This window comes from Bradyrhizobium sp. PSBB068 (genome assembly GCA_016839165.1).
GTDB lineage: Bacteria > Pseudomonadota > Alphaproteobacteria > Rhizobiales > Xanthobacteraceae > Bradyrhizobium.
Window position 1 is genome coordinate 3,460,274 of record CP069300.1, and the last position, 20,054, is coordinate 3,480,327.

General features: G+C 63.3%; 25 protein-coding genes. 11 read left to right on the forward strand and 14 right to left on the reverse strand.

Features of this window, described 5'->3' with window-relative positions; all coding sequences use genetic code 11:
- Positions 1–14 precede the first annotated feature (14 nt).
- The 5 genes from JQ507_15985 to JQ507_16005 form a co-directional block, all read right to left on the reverse strand.
- Positions 15–980, reverse strand: coding sequence for a DUF4062 domain-containing protein (locus JQ507_15985; protein ID QRI72869.1), 966 nt, complete (start codon positions 978–980; stop codon positions 15–17).
- Between the two features lie 125 nt (positions 981–1,105).
- The gene (locus JQ507_15990) at positions 1,106–2,068 is read right to left on the reverse strand and encodes a phosphotransferase (protein QRI72870.1); all 963 of its coding nucleotides are present in this window, start codon (positions 2,066–2,068) and stop codon (positions 1,106–1,108) included.
- 58 nt (positions 2,069–2,126) lie between these two features.
- Entirely contained in the window at positions 2,127–2,711 is a 585-nt protein-coding gene (locus JQ507_15995) for a hypothetical protein (protein ID QRI72871.1), read from the reverse strand.
- Positions 2,712–2,723: 12 nt separating this feature from the next.
- On the reverse strand, positions 2,724–4,622 hold the full coding sequence (locus JQ507_16000; GenBank protein ID QRI73359.1) for a KUP/HAK/KT family potassium transporter: 1,899 nt from the start codon (positions 4,620–4,622) through the stop codon (positions 2,724–2,726).
- A gap of 206 nt (positions 4,623–4,828) precedes the next feature.
- Entirely contained in the window at positions 4,829–5,086 is a 258-nt protein-coding gene (locus tag JQ507_16005; GenBank protein QRI72872.1) for a hypothetical protein, read from the reverse strand.
- 270 nt (positions 5,087–5,356) lie between these two features.
- Here JQ507_16005 and coaD point away from each other — a divergent pair, with 270 nt between their 5' ends.
- The 6 genes from coaD (at position 5,357) to JQ507_16035 (ending at position 9,073) form a co-directional block, all read left to right on the forward strand.
- Positions 5,357–5,854: a pantetheine-phosphate adenylyltransferase gene (gene coaD, locus JQ507_16010; protein ID QRI72873.1), complete on the forward strand. Its 498-nt coding sequence runs from the start codon at positions 5,357–5,359 to the stop codon at positions 5,852–5,854.
- Between the two features lie 48 nt (positions 5,855–5,902).
- Positions 5,903–6,466: a peptidylprolyl isomerase gene (locus JQ507_16015; protein ID QRI72874.1), complete on the forward strand. Its 564-nt coding sequence runs from the start codon at positions 5,903–5,905 to the stop codon at positions 6,464–6,466.
- Between the two features lie 6 nt (positions 6,467–6,472).
- Complete coding sequence (locus tag JQ507_16020) at positions 6,473–6,913, forward strand: hypothetical protein (GenBank protein QRI72875.1); 441 nt, start codon at positions 6,473–6,475, stop codon at positions 6,911–6,913.
- On the forward strand, positions 6,889–7,353 hold the full coding sequence (locus JQ507_16025) for a peptidylprolyl isomerase (GenBank protein ID QRI72876.1): 465 nt from the start codon (positions 6,889–6,891) through the stop codon (positions 7,351–7,353). The genes JQ507_16020 and JQ507_16025 overlap by 25 nt, the downstream gene beginning before the upstream one ends.
- A 74-nt stretch (positions 7,354–7,427) precedes the next feature.
- Positions 7,428–8,507 carry a tRNA preQ1(34) S-adenosylmethionine ribosyltransferase-isomerase QueA gene (gene queA / locus JQ507_16030; GenBank protein QRI72877.1) on the forward strand — a complete coding sequence of 360 codons (1,080 nt, stop codon included), beginning with the start codon at positions 7,428–7,430 and terminating at the stop codon, positions 8,505–8,507.
- Between the two features lie 59 nt (positions 8,508–8,566).
- Entirely contained in the window at positions 8,567–9,073 is a 507-nt protein-coding gene (locus JQ507_16035; protein ID QRI72878.1) for a hypothetical protein, read from the forward strand.
- Between the two features lie 56 nt (positions 9,074–9,129).
- On the opposite strand, the gene JQ507_16040 is transcribed toward JQ507_16035, so the two are convergent.
- From JQ507_16040 to JQ507_16055, 4 genes are all read right to left on the reverse strand, one after another.
- Positions 9,130–10,167 (reverse strand): aspartate-semialdehyde dehydrogenase, encoded by a 1,038-nt coding sequence (locus JQ507_16040; protein ID QRI72879.1) that lies wholly within the window; start codon positions 10,165–10,167, stop codon positions 9,130–9,132.
- 237 nt (positions 10,168–10,404) lie between these two features.
- Entirely contained in the window at positions 10,405–11,022 is a 618-nt protein-coding gene (locus tag JQ507_16045) for a PepSY domain-containing protein (protein ID QRI72880.1), read from the reverse strand.
- Between the two features lie 291 nt (positions 11,023–11,313).
- Entirely contained in the window at positions 11,314–12,087 is a 774-nt protein-coding gene (locus JQ507_16050; protein QRI72881.1) for a TetR/AcrR family transcriptional regulator, read from the reverse strand.
- 96 nt (positions 12,088–12,183) lie between these two features.
- The gene (locus JQ507_16055; GenBank protein ID QRI73360.1) at positions 12,184–13,299 is read right to left on the reverse strand and encodes a patatin-like phospholipase family protein; all 1,116 of its coding nucleotides are present in this window, start codon (positions 13,297–13,299) and stop codon (positions 12,184–12,186) included.
- 267 nt (positions 13,300–13,566) lie between these two features.
- Between JQ507_16055 and tgt the strand changes: the two genes are divergently transcribed.
- Positions 13,567–14,700 (forward strand): tRNA guanosine(34) transglycosylase Tgt, encoded by a 1,134-nt coding sequence (tgt, locus tag JQ507_16060; GenBank protein ID QRI72882.1) that lies wholly within the window; start codon positions 13,567–13,569, stop codon positions 14,698–14,700.
- Between the two features lie 10 nt (positions 14,701–14,710).
- Here the strand turns inward: tgt and JQ507_16065 are convergent, their stop codons facing one another.
- Complete coding sequence (locus tag JQ507_16065) at positions 14,711–14,932, reverse strand: hypothetical protein (protein ID QRI72883.1); 222 nt, start codon at positions 14,930–14,932, stop codon at positions 14,711–14,713.
- 227 nt (positions 14,933–15,159) lie between these two features.
- On the opposite strand from JQ507_16065, the gene cysK reads away from it, so the two are divergent.
- Together cysK and JQ507_16075 are read left to right on the forward strand one after the other, a co-directional pair.
- A complete protein-coding gene (gene cysK, locus JQ507_16070; GenBank protein QRI72884.1) occupies positions 15,160–16,134 on the forward strand; it encodes a cysteine synthase A in 975 nt (324 codons plus the stop codon).
- 18 nt (positions 16,135–16,152) lie between these two features.
- Positions 16,153–16,392 carry a BrnA antitoxin family protein gene (locus JQ507_16075; protein ID QRI72885.1) on the forward strand — a complete coding sequence of 80 codons (240 nt, stop codon included), beginning with the start codon at positions 16,153–16,155 and terminating at the stop codon, positions 16,390–16,392.
- 87 nt (positions 16,393–16,479) lie between these two features.
- Here JQ507_16075 and JQ507_16080 read toward each other — a convergent pair whose 3' ends face one another.
- Complete coding sequence (locus JQ507_16080) at positions 16,480–17,355, reverse strand: DMT family transporter (protein ID QRI72886.1); 876 nt, start codon at positions 17,353–17,355, stop codon at positions 16,480–16,482.
- A gap of 142 nt (positions 17,356–17,497) precedes the next feature.
- Between JQ507_16080 and JQ507_16085 the strand changes: the two genes are divergently transcribed.
- Together JQ507_16085 and JQ507_16090 are read left to right on the forward strand one after the other, a co-directional pair.
- Positions 17,498–17,896 carry a RidA family protein gene (locus tag JQ507_16085; protein ID QRI72887.1) on the forward strand — a complete coding sequence of 133 codons (399 nt, stop codon included), beginning with the start codon at positions 17,498–17,500 and terminating at the stop codon, positions 17,894–17,896.
- Positions 17,897–17,922: 26 nt separating this feature from the next.
- Positions 17,923–18,114 carry a hypothetical protein gene (locus JQ507_16090; protein QRI73361.1) on the forward strand — a complete coding sequence of 64 codons (192 nt, stop codon included), beginning with the start codon at positions 17,923–17,925 and terminating at the stop codon, positions 18,112–18,114.
- A gap of 169 nt (positions 18,115–18,283) precedes the next feature.
- Here JQ507_16090 and JQ507_16095 read toward each other — a convergent pair whose 3' ends face one another.
- The 3 genes from JQ507_16095 to JQ507_16105 all read right to left on the reverse strand — a co-directional run bounded on the left by JQ507_16095 (position 18,284) and on the right by JQ507_16105 (position 19,935).
- Positions 18,284–18,838, reverse strand: a complete 555-nt coding sequence (locus JQ507_16095) for a hypothetical protein (protein QRI72888.1) — start codon at positions 18,836–18,838, stop codon at positions 18,284–18,286.
- Positions 18,783–19,127 (reverse strand): hypothetical protein, encoded by a 345-nt coding sequence (locus JQ507_16100; GenBank protein ID QRI73362.1) that lies wholly within the window; start codon positions 19,125–19,127, stop codon positions 18,783–18,785. Before JQ507_16100 ends, JQ507_16095 begins: the two co-directional genes overlap by 56 nt.
- A 208-nt stretch (positions 19,128–19,335) precedes the next feature.
- Positions 19,336–19,935 (reverse strand): methionyl-tRNA formyltransferase, encoded by a 600-nt coding sequence (locus JQ507_16105; protein QRI72889.1) that lies wholly within the window; start codon positions 19,933–19,935, stop codon positions 19,336–19,338.
- Between the last annotated feature and the right edge of the window lie 119 nt (positions 19,936–20,054).

Genomic DNA, 20,054 nt, shown 5'->3' on the forward strand with positions numbered 1-20,054 from the left:
TAACGATCAAGTGGCTACGAAGAGACTTTGGTTAAAGGGTTTCGGAGAATGGCGAATTGTCGTCGCCCGTAGTCTGTAAGCTTCCAGAACCGCACTTTGCTGCGCCGCGCCAAAGAACTGTCAATTTGCTCCTCGTCTATACGGTCTATGAGATTCGCGGCGAACAGGGTCTCCCCGATCTCACGTAAGCTACGTTCTTCCAGGCTGTTGCCTTCGAATTCTTTCGTATTGGGTTGATACCGACTTAGAGCTTTGTAGAAGTTGGCAACCAAAAAATTCTCCTCGGAGAAGTTCATTATTGTCGTTGCGACTGCAAGGAATATCGTACCCCAACTCACCTCAATCCGGTTCCCAAATTTAACCGTCACATCGTATCCAATAAACGGCCTCTCCTCTGCTGCCTTTGAGTCAAGCACCTGCTTTTCCAAGTACGCTACCTTTTCGAGCAGTTCCGCATACTTCTTGTATTCGACCACCTCATCTCTCCTAACAAATCCCGTTCTCGGTTTTGTTCGCTTAAGATCTACAAAGCTGGTTGTTACCTCTGCGGCCAGCTGATGAGGGCTTGTGAACGTGCGCACCGGTCGCTTCCGGATCTTCGAAATGAAGGCGTCGAGCTTCTCGCGCATTTCTTGATTGTCTTCGGTCTTACTGAACGGAATGGCGCCTCGATCGCCGTGAATGAAGCCGATCGATGGAATTTCTCGTTCACGCGCATAGTTGAACTCTTTTTCTGTGAAGCTAACTCCGTCCGCAGCAAGGCTGCCGTATCGGCCGCCAACCAGCACAACGTAGTAGTCTGAGTCATCTATCTGCTGCTTGATGAACTCCCAAGTATCATCATCGGCCGCGGGAAAGAGCTCCATTCCTACCGGCAAGCAATTCAATTTCAGCAGAGCCTTCTGGACCTCGGCTCGTTCCTCCCTGAGGTCCGCAAATGTAGAGCTCACGAATACTTTGTATATCGGCTCCGACGCCATTGAGGTCTCCGCGTACATCTAACCTTGGGTGGTAGGGAGGTCGCGCCGTGTTGACGTTGGCTTCTGGTGGCAGTCGGCGGTGACCGGCAAGCTCTACTTTGGCCTTATCCCGCATAATTACACGCCTAATTGGTGGAACTCTCAAGCTCCATGGTGAGCCTGGGGAGCACGTCCGTCTTTCCGATTTGCGCGAACCAGCACCAGAGCTCCAGCGTGCAGGCGAGCCGGTAGAGCGCGATCGTGGCTTCCCAATCCAGCCGGTCGCGTGTGCCGTGGCCGGCGAGCAGGCCGTCGCGCTTCGGCGCGTCGTTTGGCGTGAAGTAGTACAGCGCCTTGGCGATATCCATCAGCGGATCGCCGGCCGTGCAGTTCTCGAAATCGACGATGCCGGAAAGCTCCGGGCTTCCTTCGGCGTTCACCAGCACATTTCCGGCATGGAAATCGTAGTGGCACAGGCGCGGCGTCTGGGCTGCGTCGAGCAAATGGTTGCGTGCGATAATGCTGGCCCGCAGCCGTGTGGCCAGCGCCGGGTCGCCACCGCGGGTGCAAAATTCTGTCAGCTTCCGCTCAAACTGGGCGGACATGTAGGCGCGGTTGCTTGGGTGAGGGGTCCAGACGCCGTTCGGGCCGATATAGCCGAAGCTATCGAGGGTGACGTCGTTGATCCTGCGCAGCGCCGCGCCCATCTCGGCGTAGATCGCAAACAGCTCCTGATCGCCCAGCTCCGGCTCGCGCTGGCCGAGCATGACGCCGTCGAGCTTGCTCATCAGCACGAAGCTGAGGTCGATCGTCGAATGCGTATCGTCGGCGAGGAGAATGTGGGGAACGGGAATAGCGACGTCGCGCAGCAGCCCGAGGACGTGGACCTCCTTCGCCATCTTCCATTGCAGCTGCGTCGGGTAGACCTTCAGGATGCAGTTGGGCGCGTCCGCCAGAACGATCTCGAGGATCGTGCTGATCTCGCCGCCGCGCAGTTCGATGACATCGTGCACGCGGGAATGCAGCGGTACGCGGTCGACGATGGCTTGAGCCTGCTCGATCGAGATTGTCAGCCTCGGTTTGAGCTGAAGCGGCGGATCGTTGGACATGCCCGCACATCCCACCGATGGTCTGATCGAGCGCGACACATCAGCCCTTGAAGCGACGTTACATAGACAACATCAGGGCGAATGACGTGGAGGCCAACCATAGCAGCATCGCGGCAAGACCCAGTCTTGTTGCCAGTTGCCAGAAACCCGAGAAATCCCTGAACACAGATGGCGAGAACATCAAGATGATGCCTTGCGCCAGAACCAACCAACCGAAAACCCAGACGTCGTCGCATCCTTGCCGGCACAGCAAGTCACCCTGGTGCCAGTACGTGAGCCGATAGCCGTCGACCAAGTGCAGCCCAGCATAAACCAAGAAAACGACGGAAATCGCAAGATAGAGATTCAGCAGCCAAGACGTTTTGCGCGCTAGCACATAGAGCACGGATTGCGCCAGCGGTGCGGCGACGAAGAACTGAAGATTGTCATATCCCGTGACTGGAAAGGCGAACGGTTCTCCATCCAATGTCGCGTCGTTCAGTCCGATCCAGAAAATGTAAAAGCATCCCCATGTGAGGCATATTCCAAGCAACGCCCTGATGTGTCCGGACGTGACGAACGCTCGGCTTTCGCCGGAACCATTTCCGCCTTGGTGGGGCGTTGGTCCAGCCGCTTGCGCCGCCGGCCCAAATGAGCTGCTCATGCACGTCCACTCCTAAATCTCGATCTCCGTGCCGAACTCCACGACCTGGCCGGTCGGCACGCCGAAGAAGGCCGCCGACCGCTCGGCATTGCGTTGCAGGAAGGCGAACAGCGATTCCCGCCACACCCACATGCCCGGAACGTCCTCGCGCGGGATGATGGTCTCACGGCCGATGTAATAGGTCACGTCGGAGAGGTCGATGCCGGGGAGCTTGCCCTGCCGGCAGGTGAGCTTCAACCCTTCATAGATGGTCGGATACTGCATGAAGCCATAGTGCAGGATGATGCGGGTGATGCCCGGGCTGATCTCCATGACCTCGGCGCGGTCCTCGTCGGAGATGCGCGGCAGTTCCTCGATCTGCACGGTGACCAGCAGCACGCGCTCGTGCAGCACGTGGTTGTGCTTGACGAATTGAGTCAGCGCCAGCGGCACCCCCCGGGGAGCCGAGGCCAGGAACACGGCGGTACCGGGCAGGCGGGCGCTGCATTTGTTGACCGCGGTCTCGATCAGATCCTCTTCCGGCTGACGCAGCTTGGCGCGAGCCTTCTCGACCAGCTTCACGCCGCCGCGCCAGGTCATCATCAGGAACGCCACCGCCGCGGCGAGCAGCAGCGGGAACCAGCCGCCTTCGAACAGTTTCTCGGTGTTTGCCGCAAAGAAGATCGCGTCGATGATGAAGAAGAAGCCGTTCACCGCGATCACGAGGATCGGCGAATAGCCCCACTGGATCGCGACCAGCGCCGCGAGCAGCGTGGTGATGGCCATCAGCAGCGACACCGCGATGCCGTAGGCGCCGGCGAGTGCGTCCGAGGTGCCGAAGGCCAGCACCGCGCCGAGCGTTCCCGCCGCAAGCAGCCAGTTCACCAGCGGCACGTAGATCTGTCCGATCGCATCGCTCGTGGTGTGCTGGATGTGCATCCGCGGCAGGAAGCCGAGCTGGATCGACTGCTGGGTCAGCGAGAACACGCCGGAGATGATGGCCTGCGAGGCGATCACGGTGGCGAGGGTCGCGAGCAGCACGAGCGGGTAATGCGCCCAGTTCGGGGCAAGTTGGAAGAACGGGTTGTCGATCGAGTTCGGGTCGTTGATCAGTTCGCCGGCCTGGCCGAAATAATTCAGCACCAGTGCGGGCAGGCAGACCGCGAACCAGGCGAGCCGGATCGGGAAGCGGCCGAAATGCCCCATGTCGGCATACATCGCCTCGCCGCCGGTGACGGCGAGGAAAGCGGCGCCGAGGATGGCGAAGCTGACGTGAAAATCCTGGTGGATCAGGAAATCGAACGCATAGAACGGGCTCAGCGCGACCAGCACGCCGGGCGCCTTGACGATGCCATGAATGCCGAGCGCCGCGAGCACGGCGAACCAGAACAGCATCACCGGCCCGAAGATCTTGCCGATGAAGCCCGTGCCCTGCTTCTGCATGAAGAACAGGCCGATCAGGATCACCACGGTGAGCGGCACCACCGCTGGCGTCAGTGAGGGCGCGTCGACCTTCAGGCCTTCGATCGCCGACAGCACTGAAATTGCCGGCGTGATCGCGCCGTCGCCATAGAGCAGGGCGGCGCCGATCAGGCCGACCACCAGAAGATGGGAGCGCCAGGTGCCGGGCGCCGCGTTGCGCGCCGAAAGCAGCGCCAGCAGCGCGACGATGCCGCCTTCGCCGCGGTTGTCCGCGCGCAGGATCAGCATGGCGTATTTGACTGAAATGATGAGGATCAGCGCCCACAGGATCAGCGAGACCACGCCGAGCACCGCGCTGTGGGTGAGGGGCCCGCCATGGGCGGCGGCCTTGGCGGCTTCCTTCAGTGCGTAGAGGGGGCTGGTGCCGATATCGCCATAGACGACACCCAAGGCACCCAACGTGACGGCAACCGGGATCGGGCTTGATGGAGGATGGCCAGAAGAAGCGATGGCGGGCGTACTGGTCACGGCAATCCCCCGATGGCTAGCGCCCGCCGGATCATCCGGTCGGGCGCGTTAGACGATAGTCTGCGACGGGACGTCGCAAATTACCATTGGGATTTGCGTGACAGCCTGACCTTTACGCGGGGCTGGACGACTTGCTGGTGCGCGCGATCTCCGCGCGAACCAGCAGCCGTCTCGCCTGGAAATTTCTTCTACGGCGTACGGTCGGCGGTGACGAGGCGGGCTTCGCGGACCATCGTCTTGCTGCCGGCGCTGCGCAGGCAGGAGGCCTCGAAATTCGGCCAGGCCTGCTGCGAGCAGCCCTTGCCCACCGGGTGGATGTCGAGACGGTCGCTCTTGGCCAGCGGCTGCGGGGTAGAGGCTTCGACCTGCGGCGCGAAGCCCGGCAGAACGGTGAGCGCGGCGGCAATGAACGCGGCAACAGCGATAGCGGAAAGTGCCTTGATCATGACGGTCCCCATATGAACGAGCCCCCCGGGGCCCGTCGTTTCGTTGTCCAATGTCTACCGGCCGCACGTTTCCTGGTGTCTTCGCCAGGGTCGAAAATGGTTTCATCGCAGGCCGGTTTTGTTTCGTCCGCCAACGGCCGACGAAACATTCACCCACATAGACGCTGGCATCCCAGGACTCGTTCACTGGGCGAGCAGGGATTTATTTTCGCTCGACGGGGGGAACCCGGGGCGGCTTGCCGGGGAGAGCCGGGCGGGTTAGGAGGGACCATGTCCCGTATCGCGCTCTACCCCGGCTCCTTCGATCCCGTCACCAACGGCCATCTGGATGTGGTCCGGCAGGCCGTCGGCCTATGCGACCGCCTGGTCGTCGCCGTCGCCATCCACGCCGGCAAAAAGCCGCTGTTCTCGACCGAGGAGCGGCTCGGCATGCTCCGCGAGGTATGCAGCCCGATCGCCCAGGCAGCGGGCTGCGCCTTCGACTGCACCACCTACGACAACCTGACGGTGACGGCAGCGCGCAAGCTTGGTGCCACCATCATGATTCGCGGCCTGCGCGACGGCACCGATCTCGACTACGAGATGCAGCTGGCCGGCATGAACGAGGCCATGGCGCCCGACGTGCATACCGTGTTCGTTCCGGCGTCGGTCGGCGTCCGCCCGATCACCGCCACACTGGTGCGCCAAATCGCCCAGATGGGCGGCGACTTCTCTGCATTCGTGCCGTCATCAGTCGCCGCTAGCCTGAAGGCCAAGTTCGCCGGCTGATCCCGGCGGCCTGCCACACCCCGAACGTTACAGAGATCCGGAGTTTCCATGATCCGCATTCTTGCATTCGTTGCCGCGTTGCTCTGCGTCGTGCCCGCGGTCGCGCAGCCGCTGCCCGCCAATCTCGACAAGGCCAATGCGATCGTGATCGACAGCACCAAGGGCCGCATCGTCATCAAGCTCCGCACCGACATCGCGCCCCAGCATGCCGAGCGCATCAAGCAGCTGGCGCGCGAGGGCTTCTACAACAACGTGCCGTTCCATCGCGTGATGGATGGCTTCATGGCGCAGACCGGCGACGGCCAGAATTTCAACGGCACCGGCGGCTCGAAATATCCGAATCTGAAGCAGGAGTTCTCGCAGGTGCCGTTCAAGCGCGGCGTCGTCGGCATGGCCCGGCGCGGCGACAGCGTCGACAGCGCCAATTCGCAGTTCTTCATCATGTTCGCCGACGGCTCGAGCCTGAACGGGCAATACACCGTGGTCGGCGAGGTGGTGTCGGGCATGGATGTGGTCGACAAGCTGAAGAAGGCATCCGCGGGCTCGCCCGGCGGCGCCGTCACCGATCCCGACAAGATGGTGAAGGTGCAGGTCGCATCCGACATCAAGTGATCGGCGATGGCGGCGCGCAGCAAGCCACTTGCCTGGTTCGCCGCGCCGCTCGTGGCGTGGCTCGCGCTGTCCGGACCGGCGGCAGCCGAGCCGGAGCAACTCAATACGATCAGGGACGTTGTTCTTGCCATCCACCGCTGCTGGCGGCCGCCGCCGCCGGACAAGGCCGGCCCGGTCGACATTACCGTCATTGTCAGCTTCAACCGTGAAGGCGCGATCCTCGGCCATCCCAGGATCAGCTATGAATCGGAGGAAGCGACCGACAACGACCGGATTGCATACCGGGTCGCCGTGATGGAGGCGTTGCAACGCTGCACGCCGATGCCATTTACCGAGAGCCTCGGCGGCGCGGTGGCTGGCCGCCCATTCGCGATCCCATTCAGGAATAAGAAATATCCACCCCGAAGCCAGGAGAAGCGAGCATGGCTGCTACCGAAAATACTCTGATCCTCGAAACCACCCAGGGCCCGGTCACGATCGAGATGCGCCCGGATCTCGCGCCCGGCCACGTCGCGCGGATCAAGGAGCTGGTGCGCGAGGGCTTCTACGACGGCATCGTGTTCCACCGCGTGATCGACGGCTTCATGGCGCAGACCGGCTGTCCGCAGGGCACCGGCATGGGCGGCTCCGGCAAGAAGCTGAAGGCCGAGTTCAACAAGGAGCCGCATGTCCGCGGCACCGCCTCGATGGCCCGCGCCGCCAACCCGGATTCCGGCGACAGCCAGTTCTTCATCTGCTTCGACGACGCCTCCTTCCTCAACGGCCAGTACACGGTCTGGGGCAAGGTCACCGAGGGCATGGAGAATGTCGACAAGATCAAGCGCGGCGAGCCGGTGCAGAACCCGGACAAGATCGTCAAGGCGCGCATGGCCGCCGACGCGGCTTGAGTTGAACACTCCGTCGTCACGGGATCACGCCGCGCGCGATCCCGTGACGGCAACGTTGAAGTAACAATCGCGCCATGCGCACCGATCTCTTCGATTTCGAACTGCCGCCCGAGAGCATCGCGCTCCGGCCCGCGAGCCCCCGCGATTCCGCGCGGATGCTGGTGGTGCATCCGGACGGCGTGCTGCGCGACGCCTCCATTGCGGACCTGCCGCACTGGCTGGAGCCGGGCGACCAGATCGTCGTCAACGACACCAAGGTGATCTCAGCCCAGCTCAAGGGCCGCCGCATCGGGCGCGAGACCGAGCCGAAGATCGAGGCGACCTTGATCAAGCGGCTCGACGGCTCGCGCTGGCAGGCGCTGGTGAAACCGGCGAAGAAGCTCGCCCCGGGCGATACCATCCGCTTCGGCAACGAGGGCAAGGTCTGCCTGCTCGGCAATCTCGATGCCGAGGTCGAGGCCAAGGGGCAGGAGGGCGAGGTGACGCTGTCATTCTCGTTCCATGGCCCAGTGCTCGACCAGGCCATCGCCGATGTCGGCGCCACGCCGCTGCCGCCCTATATCGCCTCCAAGCGTACACCGGACGACCAGGACGTCAGCGACTACCAGACCATGTTCGCAGCCAATGAAGGTGCGGTCGCCGCGCCGACGGCAGGGCTGCACTTCACGCCGGCGCTGGAAGCCGCGCTGCGCAATCGCGGCGTCACGCTGCACCGGCTGACGCTCCATGTCGGGGCAGGGACGTTCCTGCCGGTGAAGGTCGACGAAACCTCAGAGCACAAGATGCATGCCGAATGGGGCTGCATCACCGCCGAGACCGCCTCTGCCTTGAATGCAGCGCGCGCCAAGGGCGGCCGGATCGTCGCGATCGGCACCACGTCGCTGCGGCTGCTGGAAAGCGCGACGACACCGGACGGCGAGGTCCAGCCGTTCGCGGCGGAAACCTCGATCTTCATCACGCCGGGTTACCGCTTTCGCGCGGTCGATATCCTGCTGACCAATTTCCATCTCCCGCGCTCGACGCTGTTCATGCTGGTCTCGGCCTTCTCCGGCCTCGAGACCATGCAGGGCGCCTACGCCCACGCGATCAAGAACGGCTACCGGTTCTATTCGTACGGCGATGCGTGCCTGCTGTTTCGGGCGAATGAGCGGTAACAGCGACAGGTGGTGCTAAGCCTGATATACCCGCAGCAGGGGTGTATGAGGGGAAAACCATGGCTCTCACAATCGGGGAAATAGGCGGCGTCGTCGGCCTCATCAGCGCTGGGTTCGTCTTTATTGACCGCTATTATAAGGGGCGTCCTGTAGTGTCGCTTACAACAAAGGCGGAGGACGGTCGTATAAAAATCTGCATCAGAATTACGAACACGACGCCTTATGACGTTGCGATCATGGGCAACAAAGTCAAGCGAGGGTGGTTCTTTCGACCTTGCAAAGTATATTTTCTCTCCGATGGACAAAGCACTCGTGCTCTTTTGAATGCGCAGGCGGGCAGGCCACCGCAGTTCATGCTGAAGCCGAACGAAAGCCGAGAGCTGACAATTTGTCCCGCGTTCGAGAACAACGTGGCGTTAGAGGTCGCGGAGCCGGGCCGCGTTGATTTCTTTATCCAATGGCGTCGCGGGAACGCTACTTGGCTCCCCCAGATTCCATTACCTGTTTGCACAAGCACGGAAGCAATCAGACTTTACGGACTCGGAGACCAGAATAGCGGCCTCTAGAAGCGTGGGTGGGTTAGCTGCGAAGCTTAACCCACCCTACGAATCCAACTCGCTCCTCACGCCATCGCGCGTTCGGGCAATAGCTCCGCAATCTGCACCGCGTTCAGCGCGGCGCCCTTGAGCAGTTGATCGGCGGCGACGAACATCGAGATCGAGTGCCCCGAGGGATCGCTGAGGTCCTTGCGGATGCGGCCGACCAGCACGTCGTCCTGGCCGGAGGCGTCGATCGGCATCGGGAAGTAGTTCTTGGCGCGATCGTCGACGATCTTCACCCCCGGTGCCTGCGCCATGATCGCGCGGACCTGGTCCTCGGTGATCGGCTTCTCGCATTCGAAGGTGATCGCCTCGCAATGCGCGCGCAGCACCGGCACCCGCACGCAGGTGACGCCGACCGCGATCTTCTCGTCCTCGAAGATCTTGTGGGTCTCCTTGATGACCTTGGTCTCTTCGTCGTTGTAGCCGGTCTCCGGATCGACCGCCGTGTTGTGGTTGAACAAATTGAAGGCGTAGGGATGCGGCATCACCTTCGGGGTGTAGACTTGTCCGTTGAGATTGGCGCGGGTGGATTCGACGAGCTCGTCCATCGCGGCAGCTCCCGCGCCGCTCGCGGCCTGGTAGGTCGAGATGATCACCCGCTTGATGCGGTTCTTCTGGTGGATCGGCCACAGCGGCACCAGCGCGGTGATGGCGGCGCAGTTCGGGTTGGCGATGATGCCCTTGTGATCGCGGATGCTCCGCGCGTTGATCTCGGGGATCACCAGCGGCACGTTCGGGTCCATCCGGAACGCCGAGGAATTGTCGACCACCACGGCGCCGGACTTCACTGCAAGAGGCGCGAACTTCTTCGAGATGCCGCTGCCGGCTGAGAACAGCGCGATGTCGACGCCGTCGAAGGCGCGCTCGGTGAGTTCCTCGATCACCACCGGCTGGCCGCGGAAGCTGATGGTCTTGCCGGCCGAACGGGCGCTCGCCAGCGCCTTCAGCTTGCCGACGCGGAAGCCGCGCTTGTCCATGGTGGCAATGAATTCGGCGCCGACTGCGCCGGTGACGCCGACAATCGCGACGACGGGATCGTTACTCACTTTGTCCTCCATTCGAGATGTGTTGGATGTGCTGCAGACAATAAAAAAGCCCCGGACCTTCATCAGGCGGGGCTTCGGCTAGAGATGGTGCGGTTGACCGACTACGCGCGCACGCCTCCCGAGGCCCCGGAGAGCTCAGTGGTTTTGGTGGTGCGTTTGGTCGCGGTGATCATGGTGCCGACTTATGCGGGACAGATCGGCTGACGTCAACGGCCTTTGGGCGAAAATTCGGCAACATCGGCGCCGGCCTCAGCGCCTGCGTGCGCCCGGCGGCTCCAGGATCACCTCTTTCAGGTCGCTGCCGGCGACCACCACGATGACGAAATTGAGCTTGCCGCGCTCGCGCGTCAGGCCGCCGCTGATCGCCTTGCCCGAGGTGGTGTGTTCGGCAACCCGCACCGCATCGGCGAGGCGATGGCGGAGCGCCCTGAGCACCATCAGGTTGCCGCGGTCTTCGGCGTCGAGGGAGGTCAGCGGCGAGGCGGCCTCGCCCCCCACCACTTCGCCGGTCGCTGCATCGATGGCGTGCCGCCAGATCCGGTCCTGCTGCATGGTCTTGACCCGGTAGACTGCGGGAAACGAGGCGCCGTCGAAGCTGATGTCGGCAGTGATCGCACCGGCGTGCAGCGCCTCGGCGATCGCCATCGCCTTGCGCAGCGAGATCTGCGCGGCCTGGAAGCTGTCGAGCTCGCGGCGCACCGCATGCACGTCGAGCGCGCTGTCATCGTCCTGCGGCGTGAGCGCCGCGGCAGCCGAACTCGTGATCGCCTGGGCCGGCGACGCGAGCGTCGCGGTCAGCAGCGCAGCCGCGAGCAACCACGTTCCGAATCCCCAGTGCCGCAATCCGCGCAATCGTCCTGTCCTCATCGTCGAACCTGCATCGAAACTGAGCTCGCGCGTTGCCCGCGCTGTCGTGCGGCCATTGGTGCCGCGAAAATGCGGCCGACCCCCGTTAGTCAGAGGTCGGCCGCCGAACGTTCAGACGAAGCGATGGCGGCTGCTCCGTCGTGACGATCGAAGTTTACAAGGCGACACAAAACCGTTGGGGGGCTGAACTAGGTCCCGCGTCTCATTGCAACTAAACAATACGGTTTCGTTCTGTTTATTCAAGGTTCATCACGGCAACGTGTAAGACGATAAAATGATCCAAAATACCGTTCAGCGCGCGGGCCTGCGGCGTGCCTTCGTCCCTTCCTTCGTCCCTTCCTTGGCCCCGTTGCGGAGCCGGTCCCGCGGCCCGACGGCGCCGGCCAGGAACAGCCGGATCGAGACCTCCATCCGCGTCTCGGCCGCCTTCATGTCGATCGGTATCCCGAATGTCGCCATCCGGTGGGTGTGGCCGACCACCATGTTGAGGAAGGTCTCGGCCGCGATCGTGGTGTCCTCGAGATCGAGCACGCCCTTGTCGGCCAGATGATCAAAGAAATCGGCGGTGGTGGAGACGGCCTTCGACCAGCCCTCGTCGACGGCCAGCTTGGCGACCTCAGGGAAATTGATCGCTTGCGCGGTCAGGATCCGGCTGAAGGCGATGGAATCGGCGCTGCAATTCAGCACCAACAGCTGGCGCCCGAGGTCGATCAGCCGCTCCTCGGCCGAACCATCGCAGCTGCCGTCGCCCTGCATTTCCGCCGCGGCGGCAGCGAGCGGGGCGAGCCAGCGGGCAATCTCGCGCCGGAGCACTGCGGTGAACAGGCCGCGCTTATCGCCATATTGGCCGTAGACGGTGGGTTTGCTGACGCGGGCAGCCTCGGCCACCGCGTCGATCGACGTCGCCTCGAAGCCGCGTTCGAGGAACAGGCGGGTGGCGACCTCGATCAGCCGCTGGTCGCGCTCGATCGCGGCGTCCCGGGTCGGCCGGCCGCCGCGTGACTTGATCACGCCGCGCTTGGCCGCCTTGTTGGCCGCCTTGGCCTTGGTCGCCGTCAATCCCATGTGCCCATTCATCTCGTTGTGCGTCGGACGGGTCCGTCCGGTCTATAACCCGCGCGGTACGGATTCGTCCATTCGGCGGTACCAGGGGCAGGCGGGTCAGGGCGGCGTCGCGGTCCAGGCGCGTCCCGCGGCGGCCTTGTCGTAGCCGTACTGGTAGAGCGCACGCATATAGGCGGTGTCGAAGCCCTGGTTTTCCGACGCAGGATAGTCGCGCTCGATATAGGACAGATGGAAGCCGAGGCGGTTGCGCCGGGCAAAATCATAGGTCGAGAGAATGACGGAGCGGGTTTGCGCCTGGGTGATCGCAGAAATGCTGCGCGAGGCGACGTCGATCGTCGAGTTCAACACCAGCTGGAAATTGCCTTCGAGCTTCTTGTTGACGAGGATGTAGATGTTCATCCGGCCGTTGGCGGGCCAGGCCCGTTCGCGGAACATCAGCGCGTCCGGCAGCGTCAGCACGGGCGCGGTGACGCCGCCGTCGACATGCATCTCCTGGAAGCGCCGGCCTTGGCCCTCGGCATCGATCATGATCGGCGGAAACACCAGCGGGATGCTGGCTGAGGCGGCCATCACGTCGCGAAACAGCTGCAGCGCTTCGGGCGTGCCGACGGCTGCGATCCGTCCCATGTCCCAGATCACGGTGCGCTGGGTGTCGAGGTCGGTGGTGACGATCAGGAGCTTTCGGCCCTTGGCATTCTCGCGCGCCACCTCGCTCAGGATGTCCTCGCCGACATAACGCGCCACCAGCTCGCGCAGCCGCTTGTTGCCGAACAGGCCGGAGCCGAACAGCACCCGCATCAGGCTCGGGTCGTCCAGCAGGCTTTCGGCGATGCCTGACGTGTAGACCTCCTTCAGCGTGTCGTCGTAGCGCGAGCCGAGGAAGGCAAACGGCGCAATCAGTCCGCCGGTGCTGACACCGGAGACGACCGAGAAGCTCGGACGGTTGCCGGCTGCAGTCCAGCCGTTGAGCACACCCACGCCATAGGCGCCGTCGGCGCCGCCGCCGGAGAGGGCGAGATAGGTCTTGATCCGGGCGAGGTTGTCCTTCTCGAGCTTGAACCTGGACACCGGCTCGTCGGCATAGCGGCGCAGCCCGTCGAGATCGAGCACCCGCGAATTAACGGCGTCGGCAGCCGTGTAGGGCGTCCGCGGCAGCGAACTGCACGCCGCCAGCGTGAAGCCGAGCCCGCACAGCAGCGCCACTTGCCGCATCGCATGGGCGACTTTCGCCCGATGGCGGACGCGGTCAGGCCGGGCGCTGAAGAGGGAGAACATCTCGGTCTGGTTTCGCGCGGATTGCAGTCGCGGCGGGGAGGTCTGTCGCCTTATTGTTGACATAAAACGATACGGTTTCGTTTTGTTTAACCGACGTTCCATTCCGGGGCAAGCTCTGATCCGGCCGTTCGCGTTCACGAAGTCGCGCGGAAGCCGTTATCGGACGGGTTGATCGGGCTTCAGTGACACGCAATAAGCAGCCGCATGAATCTTCCCAATCATTTCGAGCTGCTGGCAACCGACGGTGCGGCCCGCACCGGGCGCCTGACCACACCACATGGCCTGGTCCGGACACCTGCATTCATGCCGGTCGGCACCGCCGGCGCGATGAAGGGCATGCATTGGCGCGAGGTGCGCGATGCCGGCGCCGACATCGTGCTCGGCAATACCTATCATTTGATGCTGCGGCCGGGCGCCGAGCGGATCGCAGGGCTGGGCGGCCTGCAGCGCTTTACCGGCTGGGGCGGGCCGATGCTGACGGATTCCGGCGGCTTCCAGGTGATGTCGCTGTCGGAGCTGCGCAAGGTCACCGAGAAGGCGGTGACCTTCCGCTCGCATATCGATGGCGCCAAGGTCGAGCTGTCGCCGGAGCGCTCGATCGAGGTGCAGCGGCTGCTCGGCTCCGACATCGCGATGCAGATGGATGAGTGCGTGCGGCTGCCCGCCGAGCGCGCCGACATCGAGCGCGCGATGCAGCTGTCGCTGCGCTGGGCCGAACGCTCCAAGCGGGCCTTCGAGAGCGCACCCGACGGCTACATGCTGTTCGGCATCGTGCAGGGCGGCGATATCCCCGATCTCCGTCACGCCAGTGCGCGCGGGCTGACCGACATCGGCTTTCACGGCTACGCGATCGGAGGCCTCGCGGTCGGCGAACCGCAGGCGGTGATGCTGTCGATGATCGAGGAGACCGCGCCGGCGCTGCCGGCCGATCGGCCGCGCTATCTGATGGGCGTCGGCACCCCGGAGGACATTCTGGAGGCGGTGGCGCGCGGCGTCGATATGTTCGACTGTGTGATGCCGACACGGAACGGGCGCCACGGCATGGCGTTCACCCGGTTCGGGCAGATCAATTTGCGCAACGCCCGTCACATCGACGATCCGCGTCCGCTCGATGAGGAGAGCCCGTGGCCTGCGGCACGCGACTATTCGCGCGCCTATCTGCACCATCTGGTGCGCGCTGGCGAAACCCTTGGGGCAATGCTGCTGTCCGAAATCAACGTCGCCTATTACCAGGAGCTGATGCAGGGCATCCGCGATGCGGTGGCCAACGGCACGTTCGAGGACTTCAGAACGAAAACGCGCGCCGGTTGGGCGCGCGGGGACATTGCTCCGAGATGAGCTTGTGTGATCAGTTGCACACGATCGGGATCGGTTTCACCGAGTGCTTGGTCACGAACCCGTAACCGCAATTATCGCAGGTCCAGAGATAGCTGATCAGATTGTCGAACAGGTACGCGGAAGCTTCTGCCGCGACCATTGAGTCAGCACACACCGGGCAGGTCGGCAAATCGCTGCCGCGCGGATCGGGTCTGGACGCGACGGTCGACCGAACTTCAGCAAGTGCTGGCATGTGCGCCTCCCTTTGCGTTCTGAGCTGCACCTGACGAAAGTATATAAGCCCATTTGTTTGACCTTGTCGCAACACAAATACGTAGGTTTTACGTTATTTGCGCAGGTTCTGATTTTGCGATGCAACGAATATGCGTTGCGGCGGTTTCTCACTTGCGCGTCATGATGCGCTGCTCCAAATGAGAGAAGACCGCATATTCCAGCATATCCCGCAACAGGAGCCGCCTGATGGACGCGCCGTCGACAACGAGTGCAGTGCAACCCGGACGCGGCCGCGTCTTTGACTCCATCGTCGATGCGATCGGCTCGACGCCGATCGTGCGGCTGCGGAGACTGCCGCAGGCGAACGGTGTCAATGCGACGATCCTCGCCAAGCTGGAATACTTCAACCCGGCGGCCAGCGTGAAGGATCGCATCGGGGCGGCGATGATCGTGGCGATGGAGAAGGCCGGTATCATCAATGCCGACACCGTGCTGATCGAGCCGACCTCGGGCAACACCGGTATTGCGCTGGCCTATGTCGCGGCATCACGCGGCTATCGGCTGAAGCTCGTGATGCCGGAGTCGATGTCGATCGAGCGGCGGCGGATGCTCGCCTTCCTCGGTGCGGAGATCGTGCTGACCCCGGCGGCGCAGGGCATGAAGGGCTCGATCGCGACCGCGGAAGAACTGGTGCGCACGACGCCCAACGCGGTGATGCCGCAGCAGTTCAAGAATCTCGCCAATCCCGAAATCCATCGCCGCACCACCGCGGAGGAGATCTGGAACGACACCGGCGGCAACATCGATTACTTCGTCGCCGGTGTCGGCACCGGCGGCACCATCACCGGCGTCGGGCAGGTGCTGAAGCCGCGCAAGCCGTCGTTGCGGGTCGTCGCGGTCGAGCCGGAGGAAAGCCCGGTGCTGTCGGGCGGCCAGCACACGCCGCACAAGATCCAGGGCATCGGGGCCGGCTTCGTCCCTGACATCCTCGACCGCTCCGTGATCGACGAGATCGTCAAGATCAACAGCGCGACCGCGATCGAGACCGCGCGCGCGCTGGCGCGCAACGAAGGTATCCCCGGCGGTATTTCGTCGGGCGCCGCGATCGCAGCCGCCTTGCAGATCGGCAAGCGGCCGGAAGCTGCGGGCAAGACCATCCTGGCGATTGTGCCGTCATTCTCGGAGCGCTATCTCTCGACCGCGCTGTTTGAAGGAATCTGAGACACAGGAATCCAGGATATGGCCGATCAGCCGAGGCGACCGCGAACCCTGAACGATGCCCGTAGCGAAGCCGAGGCGGCGTTCAAACGCGCCACCACCAAGGTCGCTGACGCGGTGCCAAAGACCGTGGCCGTCCCCGGCGTCCGGGAGCAGGTCACGCTGCGGATCGATCAGGACGTGCTGGCGTATTTCCAGGAAGGCGGTCCCGGCTGGCAGGACCGCATCAACGCGGCGCTGCGCAAGGCCGCCGGGAAGTAACTCGCTTCGCAAGCAAGGTAGCCCGGGATGATCCCCGGGCTTTTGCCGTCATCGGGTGGTGGCGTTGCAGATCGCGATACGCAGCGGTCAGCTTGCGCGCGTCCGCTTTGTTGCGCCCGGTTTCAGGTTCAACAGGTTGCCGGCCAGGATCATGGCCGCGCCGAGGACCGTATAGGCGTCGAGCCGCTCGGCATAAATCAGCCACCCGGCGATCGCGGTGAGCGGCACCCGGACGAAATCCATCGGGATCACCACGGTCGCGTCGGCGTGGAGCAGAGCGCGCGCCATGCAATAATGCGAGAACGTGCCGCAGAATGCGATCACGGCGAGCCAGCCCCAGGTCGAAAGCGGCGGCCAGGTCCAGACATAGAGCGCGGGCCCGATGCTGGCGAGCGACTGCACCACCAGCATCCAGAACATGATCGTCAGCGTCTGCTCGGTGCGCGTCAGCGATTTGACTACGACGACCGAGATGCCGAAACCGACGGCCGCGCCGAGTGCGATCAGTTGGCCCGGATTGATCGCTCCGGTCGCCGGCCGCACGATCACGATCACACCGACCAGGCCGAGCACGATGGCGACGATCTTCCAGGATGTCATCCGTTCGCCGAGGAAGCTCGCCGCGAGGATCGCGGTCCAGATCGGCATCGTGAATTCGATCGCGACCACCTGGCCGATCGGGATCAAGGTCAGCGCATAGAACCAGCCGAGTTGCGCGCAGAAATGGATCAGGTTGCGCGCGATGTGGATGTGGACGCGCGCGGTCTTCACGATCGCGAAGCCGCCATTGATGTGGATCAGCGGATACAGCATCACGAAGCCGAGTACGCCGCGCACGGCCATCAGCTGGAAGACGTTGACTTCGCGCGTTGCCTCGCGGCCCGCCACCGCCACGATCAGCATCAGCGCGAGCCAGCCGGACATCCAAAGTGCTGCGCGAGTCTTCGAGGGCGTGCGATCCATGATCGGAGCAGGATGAGGAGGGATTCCCGGTATCGGCGAGCCGTCACGAATTTGCAACGCGCAATTCCGTCGACTGGTGGTGCGCCGGCTGTGCGATCTCTGCTAAGCAGGTCGGGAATAACCCCATAAGGAGGATCTGCTCATGCGTGTCTTGCAACCGGCCGAATGGTCGAAACCCCGCGGCTTCTCGCACGGCGTCGCGTTCGAGGCGCCTGGCCAATGGATCGTGCTCGCGGGGCAGACCGGCGGCGACGAGAAGGGCGACTACGCGCCCGAGATGGCCGTACAGGTCGGCACCGCGCTGAAGCGCATCATCAAGCTGCTGAACGAGGCCGGCGCCGGCCCCGAGCATATCGTGCGTCTGACCTGGTACCTGACCAGCCGCAGCGAATACGAGGCTGCGGGCGCGGGCATCGGCGCCGCGTGGAAGGAGACGCTCGGGCGCAATTTCCCGCCGTCGACGCTGCTCTATATCGACGGCCTTGTCGATCAGCGCGCGAAGGTCGAGATCGAGGTCACGGCGTTCGTGCCCGCAACATAGGACATTCAGACATGAACAAGAGCAACATGCGAAAGGCGCCCGAGCTCCTCACGGGGTTTGCGACCGGCTGGCCGGAGCAACAGCCGGATATCATGGTGATCTCCATGACCACGGAAAAAGGCGTGTATGACTTCGCGGTCAACAAGGAGCAGGCGCTGTTGATCGCTCGCACCATCCAGCAGACCGCGGAGAATCTCGGCAAGCCACGCACCGCTTAGACCATGATGCGTTTCCACGGAATCGCATCATGGTCTCATCTCTTTGTTTGAGCATGATCTTTTCGGAAAACCGGTTTCCACTTTTCCGGATCATGCTCTAGCGATCGCATGGCCAACAAAAAACGCCCTCGAGATTTTGATCCCGGGGGCGTTGTTACGTGAAGGTCGGTTACTTCGACAGCGTGATATTGGCGCCGCGGAACTGGCTGTCGGCCCTGATCGTGACCGACTGCTTGTTGCCTGAGGTCCGCATCGAGATGTCAGCGTTGAAGCCGGGGGCGCTGGCCACGACCTGGAAGTTGCCGCCGCCGCCGCGACCGCGCAGGTCGCCGCTGACATTGCGGCTGGACTCGCTCCAGGATCCGCTGACCGCGCTGCCTTCAGCCTCCACGTCGGCCGCCAAGTTGAACTTGTAGGCGTCGCTGGCGCAAGTCAGGCTCATGGTCATCTTGGGTCCGCCGACGCGATAGGTCGCACGGCAACGGATCCGCTCGCTTGATCCGTCGTCCAAGGTGACCGTGCCGGCGCCCGACCAGGTGCCCGCCATGCCGGCGAACGGGCCGGACTGGGCATGGCCCGCGGTGCTCGCGAGTGCGGTCACGAAAAACGCGGCGGCTGCAAATGCGGGCCGCCGCGCGATGGCGAAGAAACGCGATACGCTGCTGATCTTACTGACGGGATGCTTCCCATCGGCCGCTGCACGGTACGCCAGCTGATGCCCCATTCCACTTCCCCGATCCGGAGTTGCCACTGAGTTGTCCGTTCGCATATGCACCATTGATCGAGACTCGCACAAGACCCCCGCTGCCGACGGTGCCGGAGATCGCCGCGCCCTGCGCCGAGATCTTTCCTTCGGCGACCGTGACGGTCGAGCTCTGCGACGGCTCGCAGCTGCCGGTCTTGGTGACCACAGTGACGTTCCAAAGGCCGTCATAAGGCTGCTGGGCGGTGGCGGGCGCTGCGGTGAGGGCGGCAGCGGAAGCGACCGAAGTGACCAAAATCAGGTCGCGAATGCGGATCGAACGCATGAATCAAATCCCTGTCATTTCGTGTGATGACGCGGCTTATCTTGTCACAATGTGTTCAAAATTTGCTGCGCCGCGGGAGTCCCCGAATGTTCCTGTAAACTCAAACACATCATGGTGAATTCGGTTCCGGCTCTGGAACGGAGAATCTGATCTCTTGCTCCCGATTTTTGGTATTTAGATACCGAGCTTCGATCTAGTGCTTGCCGGGGCTCAGATTGGGCGCCTTGGTCGCGAACTGCTCGTCCTGTGGCTTGGCCGGCAGCGCGCCGTTGACCTTGCCGTAGTCGATGACCTCGCCGAGCAGCCGCAGGCCGAGCGGCGCCAGCGCGCGCTCCCACAATTCGCGGGCGGTCTCGCCCTTCTTGACGAACACCCAGTCCTGCGCGGCGATGGCGCCGGCATCCATGCGGTCGGCGAGGTGATAGATGCTGCCGCCGGCGATCGGATCGCCTTCCTTGATGGTCCATTCCACCGCGGCGATGCCGCGATGGCGGGGCAGCAGCGACGGGTGGTAGCCGATGCCGCCAAGCTTGGCCACGGCAAGCGCCTCCTTGCTGACGCGGGCGTGGCTGTGGGCGGTCACGATCAGGTCGGTGCCGGGTGCGATCTCGGCGGCCGTCACCAGCTTGGGATCGGCCTGGACCACGACTTCGATGCCGGCCGCCCTGGCCGCGGCCGCCAGCCGGTCCTCGCCGTCATGCACGACCACCCTGACCAGCGTGACGTGGTGCTCGCGCAGCATGTTCAGGGTCGTCACGCCGAAATGGCGGGAACCGACAAGGGTAATGCGCATGGGGATCACTTCCGTGGGGCTTACTCTGGGATTTGCTCTTGGATCGCATGGGCTGCCGCTATGCCGATAGCACACCGCAGCCGGCTGTCTTGCTGTCCTGCCGGTTATCAACAGGGCGG